Source organism: Bacillus sp. LK2 (genome assembly GCF_001043575.1).
GTDB lineage: Bacteria > Bacillota > Bacilli > Bacillales > Bacillaceae_G > Bacillus_A > Bacillus_A paramycoides.
In genome coordinates, this window is the sequence record NZ_LDUK01000070.1 from 1 (window position 1) to 7297 (window position 7297).

Genomic DNA, 7297 nt, shown 5'->3' on the forward strand with positions numbered 1-7297 from the left:
CCAACAACTATAACACCTACACCAAATAACCCCAAACTAAATATCATGGTTACTCCTTTTCTAAATCTCCCAGCTAATACAGGGGCAACAAATGCCGATGTTATAGCAGATGCAATCCCAGTAATTGCTATAACAGATCCAGTAAGACTAGCATTAAATCCAAGATTATCTCGCATGTAATAAATTAACATTGCCGCGTAAGCACCTAAAATTAAATTATTAGAAGTACTCATAAATATCCCCCATTTAATAAGAGGATGCTTTATCGAATATGAAAGACCATCATTAAAAAAACGAATTAATTCTTTTAAATTACTAGAAGAAACTGAATGCTGTATATCTTTAAACTTTACCTGTGAAAAAATGATACCCGCTAATAAAAAACCTATAGCATTTAATAAAACACCTATATCTGCACCTAGAATACTAATAACTCCTCCAGCAAATGCAGGTCCTAATATTGTTGTTAAAGATAATGTTAACTCTGTTAAAGAATTTGCACTTACAAGTTCCTTTTTATTTACAATTAAAGGAATAATAGACTCATAGGCTGGCATTGTAATTGCGACTAAACTAGAAATAATAATACTAGCTACATAAATATGCCATATTTCAATACTCCCCATTTTAAATAATATAAAAATAAATAATAGTGGAATCATTGCTAAAACATTTCCGTAAATCATTATTTTCCTTTTATCTAATTTATCTGATAATACTCCACCAACTAAACTAAAAATTATATAAGGTAACATTTCAAATCCAGCTACTATTGCCATTTGAGATCCTGAATTTGAAATATTATAAACAAGCCAAGGTAAAGCTAATAAATATATTTGATTTCCTAACAAACCAATAAGACGTCCAAAATATAAATATATAAATTCCTTATGACTCCAAATACTTGAATTTAATATTGTACTAATTTTTTTATCTTTCAACTGTACTCCTCCTAATACAATATATAGAAAATAACCATTTTCACTAAAAAATAAATTTAGGTGCTAGTATAATACAAAAACTAGCACCTAATACTTATTATAGAGAAAAATAGTCTACATATAATCTTGGTATATAAGAAGCATCATCATTATAATATGCAATAACTTGATCATGAAATTGATCAAAAGCATGCTTTACATCATGAACAAAATTAACAATTTCATGAGCTTCTTTTGCAGTAATATATTCTTTATCTTTTAAAGCTTCTTCTAATAAACTCTCATGTCCAGCTTCTATATCTCCTCGCATATGCTCAAGAAATGGTTGTAGATCTTCTGCTTTGAAACCAAACTGAGTACTAATTTTCTCAAAAGATTTTTTCGCTGGCTCAAAGTCATCTTGGCGAGCTTCAAATAAAGCTGTAGAAGCAATATAAGCAAGTGAACTATTTCTACCAATATCACAAAGCATATTAATCATTGAAGTTGTTCCAATTCCAGGATTAGCTGTTTCTAATACTTTACGTGGAACACCTAAATTTTCTAAAGTCTCTGCTAACAATCCCGCATGATTATGCTCATCAATAAAATAATCAACTAAAATGTCTTCTAACTTTTTATCATTACAATGAGCTATTGCTGTTGCAATATGCTTAGGTGCAGAAGCGACATAATGATATGTCTCAATAAGCAAACCTATAAAAACTTCTTTAGGAAGTTGATTTCTTTCAAGCTCAGCATATAGACGATGATATCCTATTTGTCGAGACCACATAACAGCAATATCTTTTACTGCTTTTAAAAATACATCTGCTTTAATTTTATCAATTTGCTCTTCTTGACGAAACAAACCTAAATCATCTAAAGATCCTACGATTTCTCTTACATCTTCTTCTCTTACACCAGTATTTTCACTAATTTGTTTTATAGAATGTCTACCATCCATATATCTTTTTAAAGACATAAAAATTTTATAATCACCTTCAGACTTACTCACTTCATAATAATCTTTTCCAAATACCATAAAAATACTTTCTTTATCATGTCTAATTACAAATGTACAATGTCTCAGACGAGGATATTCTGGAATAGTTTTAGTCGTAGTCATTAAAAATCATCTCCTAAATTGCAAAATTAAATTAATATATATTAAATATCATTATAAATATTTTGATTTTTCTGAAAATTAGTCACCTAATATCAATAAGAATTAGGTGACTAATTAATAATTAGCTATAAGTATTAAGCACAAGTAACAGCTGCAGCTAATTCAGAAGGAAGAACTCCTACTTGCTCTACTTTTACAATTTTAACTTTCAACATTCCCCTACACCCCCTTTATCTGTGCGATAATATAATTTATACTATATATTGTAAAAAGTGTAAATAATCAGAATTAAAAAACGAGCTTGATAAAATTAAGATTGAATATTCTGATTATTAAATCTTTAAAAAGGAGGGAAACTAATGCAAATATCTATTGTTATTTTTGATGATTTTACTGATCTTGATCTCTTTTTACCTTGGGATCTTTTGAATCGAGTATCTTGGGATTCAGTTGGTAAATCAAAAGATTGGAAAGTTGAAATTATTGGAACAAAAACATCACATATTTCAATGTCAGGACTTGAAATTCCAACATCAGGAACTTTAGATAAAATACCACATTCTGATGTCGTAATTTTCACAAGTGGAACAGGTGTAAGTAAATTACTTAATAATGAAGAATACTTAAACACAATAAAGTTAGATGTAGAAAAACAATTAATTGGTGCAATGTGTTCTGGAACCTTATTACTTGGAGCCTTAGGTTTACTACAAAATAAAACTGCTACAACATATCCTACAAGAATGAAAGATTTATCTAAATATGGTGCTATTCCTGTTAATAAAAGTTTTGTTGTAAATCAAAATATAGCAACTGCTGCCAGCTGTATGGCAGCAACAGAACTTGTAAATTGGATTATAAAAGAAAAAGCAGGGCAAGAAATGGTCGAAAAAGTAATGAACTCTGTAGAACCAATAAGCTCTACTAATAAAATAACTTCTTTTTAATTACAATTAAAAATTGACTAAATAATGAAAATTCAATAAAATTAAAAAATAACTTATTTATAAACTCAAAAAATAAGTTATACCTTAAATTATGTATCCAAACAAATTATAAAAAAAGAATCCTAATAATTTAGGATTCTTTTTTTATTTTCATTCATATTAAGAACAAGGAAATGCTTGTATACTGATCTGTACTGCATTCCCTTATTATATTTATGCTATATTTCTATTCTTCTTTTTCCGACATTAGAACCCTACAAAGAATAGCAACCATATTTAATTTTTAAACAAACCAAAAAAACCTTTCCGTTTTTGTTTCTGATTTTGCTTCTGCATATCTCTAATGTTTTCAAGCAATAACTGATCCCGTTTCTCTAACTTTTTCTCTATAAAAACTTCTAATTCGATATTTTTACCTTCTACTTCCGTTAATTTTCTCTCCGTATTAACCAAATGTTCTTTTGTCGTAACTAATTCATTCGTAATCTCCTGTAATTTTTGAACAAGTGCTTGATTAAATTGATTTTGTAATTGCTGATTTTCTAATACTTCATCCAATTTCTTTTCTAATTCTGATTTTTCTTCTTTTGAAACAAACGAATTAAGTTCTCCGTTTCGCCATGCCCGAACTTGATCATAAGACCATTTTTGCACCTGTATTTTTTCTTTTATAGCTTTTAATTCTTCTATATTTTCCTTCGAGTATCTGCGATGCCCTCCCTGACTTCGCTCCGTTTGTATATTAAATTCGTTTGACCATACTTTTAGCAAATCGGGAGTCACCCCTAAACGATCCGCAACAATTTTCGGTGTATACATTTCCGATTTTAGTTCCATTTTTAATTCCTCCCCCAAAAACGGAATACGTTTTTTACTTATAAACAAGATTAAATCAACATTTTAATCAAAATCGGAATACACTTACAACTGATTTCACAACCGATTTTAAAAACGAATTGATTTCGAAATACATATCGATTTTAACACCGATATCCATTACTTCTCGATACCAACATTAAAATCTTTTTTATTTATACAAGATTTTATGCAAAAAAATAATAGCAAGGATCCCTAGAATCCCCGCTACATCAACCATGTATAAAATCATGTATATCAATTTTACTAGAAAAGAAAAAAGAACCCTATAAAAACAAGGGTTCCTCCTTTATCCTTGCTACCGATAATAGGACGTTATGTTAACCAGCTATGAATACTTATTCATAGCTGGTTAACTCTTTTTTATGATTGTATTCTTGTCTTTTGATCTTACTTTTGCTTTTTGGCTAGAGTGCTGGCTCGTCGTGTGGGGGCGAACCCCCACGTATTACGTATCTATTTTTTGAATAAGAACTATTTTAGAACGATTGATCTAAGCGGTTCGGCTCGTATACTTGCTAGTCCAAGTCGAAAACCATTGCTTTGCTTTTTGTCTGTCGGCTTGGCGAGAAAAGCACACGAGCCGAAAAAAGTTTTGCAAGGACATAATAAAAAAAGAAAAGCGTTAGCTTTTAGGTGAGGATTAACGAACCGACTTTTTTTTATTATGAAGGTGGAGATTTTTGAGCATTATTTGCTCAAAAATACTACCTGTTCCTTGCGGAACTTTTAGCTATATATATAGAATGAGATAGTTATAAATACAAAAAGTAGATTTAGACTAGTAATATCAACAATTCATACTTTTTATTAGCGTATCAAATTTGATACGGTACCGTATCAAATTTGATACGGTACTTTTGGTAATAAATTCAAATAAAAAAAGAGCCGTAAAAACGGCTCTAAAATAATTTAATTGGTAACTTACTTAAGACAGTATTTTTACTCATTACATTTTTGAATTGTAAAACTAAATGTTCTGAAACGTCATCTTTACTACCTGAAATAATAATGTTTGGATTTACAAATAAAACATAATCTTTTGCTTGCTGGCTATCTTTAAAATCTCCTGATATCGATTTTGCTAAGACACCTTTTTTAATCAAAGAATTTACTACTCTACTGACTTTTGGTCTTGATGTTTTCAAAACCTCGGCAATTGTTACAATAGTTAGCGCACAAGGAAGTTTCTTCTTTACATCATCTACGATCGCATTAGAGTACATACTTACATTACATTGTAAATCCGTTAAAAATACTTTTTCCTCACTGGTAAAATATTTTTCATCTCTTAAGAACTTCCAATTTTCTTGAATAAATTGAGAAAATCTAATTTTAGATGATGGTTTTTTCTTCTTTCCTAAATACAACTCTTCACCAGTTGCTTGAGAAACTACTTCCATCGCCTTCTCAATTTCCTCTTTTGAAAAACCAAAATCATTTTCATACTGTTTTCTTTCAGACTCTAAATCTCTTTGTCTAGCATTTTTTTCAGCTTGTCCGAAGTCTAAAATTTTATTCACCGTTACCCTCCCACTATGCCAGAAGGAAACCAAAACCAATATTTTTTTATGTATGTTTAATAAAACAAATAACTATATTATCATTCCCAAAACATATATTTTTTGATAAAATATGAATAGTTATTTTAAGAATCATTTTTCTTGGTTAGGGTGGTTTCCTACCTGGAAAATTCTTAAGAAACTTTGTTCGCAGCAAAGTTTCTTTTTTTCATTTTACCACAAATTTCTACATAAAACTTTAATCCTCATCAATTGAAAGCATCTACTCTTTTAACTCTCTATCCCATAAGTCTTAGTCTCGTTTTTTAGACTTCATACTTAAATGACTGTTCCTTCTTTTGTTGTTCAATCTCTTTTTGTTTATCACTAAAGAACTTTTGAACTCCATTAAGCTCACTATCTATCATCTACAAAATGGCGCTTCAACAGCTTTTTCCCCATCTTATCCAATACAATTCCTTTCATATAACCCCCCATGTACCGTTTTAACGCTTCTTTTTTCGCTCCCCTATACCTTCGAGTCATCTTTGCTCTCTCCAAACAATACAACCAATTCTCTTTGCACATGTGCTTTATATCTTTTTTTACTTTGTCATAGTAATTCTTGATTTTACAGTCATTCCGTTTTTATTTCTCATTGTATTTGTCTACCGCTTCTTGAAAGATATCATCGTATACAACTGGAATGTCTTTTTTTACAAAATAGATATTCTCGTCTAACCTGGATAGATCGATGCCAGGATTCCCATGAATATTTTCTCTATTATTATAGCTTAATGAACTTTGGTGAGATTGATTAAATGAGATAGAGAACAACATAAAGTGCCACCACTTCCCCTAGATTAATTGATACAATAAGTCTAGCAAGGCGACGAAATTGTGTCAATTGACGTAACCCTATACGTATTTTGACGCTAACGCATCAAAATCGATAGGGGTCTGCGACGCTTTTCGGCCTCACTGAGCCATTCTTAGAGTGGCAAAAACCTCGGACCTTGTCCGAACCTACAAGGGGAAATCTTCCCCTTGACCCCATCAGTCGAACTCCCCACCCCCTCAATCCTTGAGGGACTCCCTCGCCGGTTGGCAGGTCAAAACGATAATCGTTTTGACAAACCAAGAGGGTTTGGGTGTGGTGGATATGTCAACTCCTTAATGCTCCTTCGCTATGCTCCGTCCGCTTACCGTTGACATTACTATTTATTTTTCTTTTTATATAAAAATTAAGCTGATCAATATTTTTGAATTAGCTCATTCCGCTTAATTCCTTTTTTGTTGTATTTATCTGACCTCGTATATTTTTAAAATTAAATACACGTAAAATTTACCTCATGTATCAATCTATGATGTTACCTTTTGTAAATTAGAATCATTTATTTTATATGCTGGTAATTTCCAAAAGGATGATACATATAAAGAAAATATAGCATAATTTTCACAGAAATGACATGTACGTGTAGTTGGTAATAACATTTGTATATGAGGTATCTCTAATTCCTTTAAAGCAGTTACAACATGCTCTTCACATACCAACAATTTAATCCCCCCTATATAAATCTCTATAACTTATTAACTTTTGGTTCTTCCATAACATCTAAATTTTCAATTGTATCTGTATAACGTAATTTACTTAACATTGTAATTAAAGCTACGAATATAACGAGAGAGCCATTAATAAGAAATAAATTAGAAACAGAAATTTTAGCTAATAAAAAGCCACCTAAGAAACTACCTAAACTCGCACCAAAATAAGCTATACCACGACAAGCTCCTGAAACTCTTCCTAAATAATCTTTAGGAGTTATAGATTGCCTTAATGAATACCAATTAATTTGAAACAATGTTACTGAACCCACATAAAGACTTTGTCCTAAAATTAATAAAAATAGATTACTAGATAAA

The 7297-nt window shown here is 30.5% G+C and carries 7 protein-coding genes and 1 pseudogene; 1 reads left to right on the top strand and 7 read right to left on the bottom strand.

Annotated features, from left to right (window positions below; all coding sequences use genetic code 11):
* Both VK90_RS26235 and VK90_RS26240 read right to left on the bottom strand, forming a co-directional pair.
* Positions 1 to 941, bottom strand: a 941-nt coding sequence (locus VK90_RS26235) for an MFS transporter (RefSeq protein ID WP_048376443.1), incomplete at its 3' end; no start/stop codon positions are given.
* 97 nt (positions 942 to 1038) lie between these two features.
* Positions 1039 to 2049: an iron-containing redox enzyme family protein gene (locus VK90_RS26240; protein WP_048376444.1), complete on the bottom strand. Its 1011-nt coding sequence runs from the start codon at positions 2047 to 2049 to the stop codon at positions 1039 to 1041.
* 359 nt (positions 2050 to 2408) lie between these two features.
* Between VK90_RS26240 and VK90_RS26245 the strand changes: the two genes are divergently transcribed.
* Entirely contained in the window at positions 2409 to 2996 is a 588-nt protein-coding gene (locus tag VK90_RS26245; RefSeq protein WP_048376446.1) for a DJ-1/PfpI family protein, read from the top strand.
* 276 nt (positions 2997 to 3272) lie between these two features.
* Here the strand turns inward: VK90_RS26245 and VK90_RS26250 are convergent, their stop codons facing one another.
* The 5 genes and pseudogenes from VK90_RS26250 to VK90_RS26275 form a co-directional block, all read right to left on the bottom strand.
* Positions 3273 to 3833 (bottom strand): MerR family transcriptional regulator, encoded by a 561-nt coding sequence (locus VK90_RS26250; RefSeq protein ID WP_048376448.1) that lies wholly within the window; start codon positions 3831 to 3833, stop codon positions 3273 to 3275.
* Positions 3834 to 4774: 941 nt separating this feature from the next.
* Positions 4775 to 5395, bottom strand: a complete 621-nt coding sequence (locus tag VK90_RS26260; protein WP_048376450.1) for a MarR family transcriptional regulator — start codon at positions 5393 to 5395, stop codon at positions 4775 to 4777.
* 459 nt (positions 5396 to 5854) lie between these two features.
* Positions 5855 to 6214: pseudogene (locus tag VK90_RS29565) on the bottom strand (plasmid recombination protein); the annotation flags it as partial.
* A gap of 522 nt (positions 6215 to 6736) precedes the next feature.
* The gene (locus VK90_RS26270; RefSeq protein WP_048376453.1) at positions 6737 to 6931 is read right to left on the bottom strand and encodes a hypothetical protein; all 195 of its coding nucleotides are present in this window, start codon (positions 6929 to 6931) and stop codon (positions 6737 to 6739) included.
* Positions 6932 to 6954: 23 nt separating this feature from the next.
* On the bottom strand, positions 6955 to 7297 hold a 343-nt coding region (locus VK90_RS26275; RefSeq protein WP_048376454.1), incomplete at its 5' end, for an MFS transporter.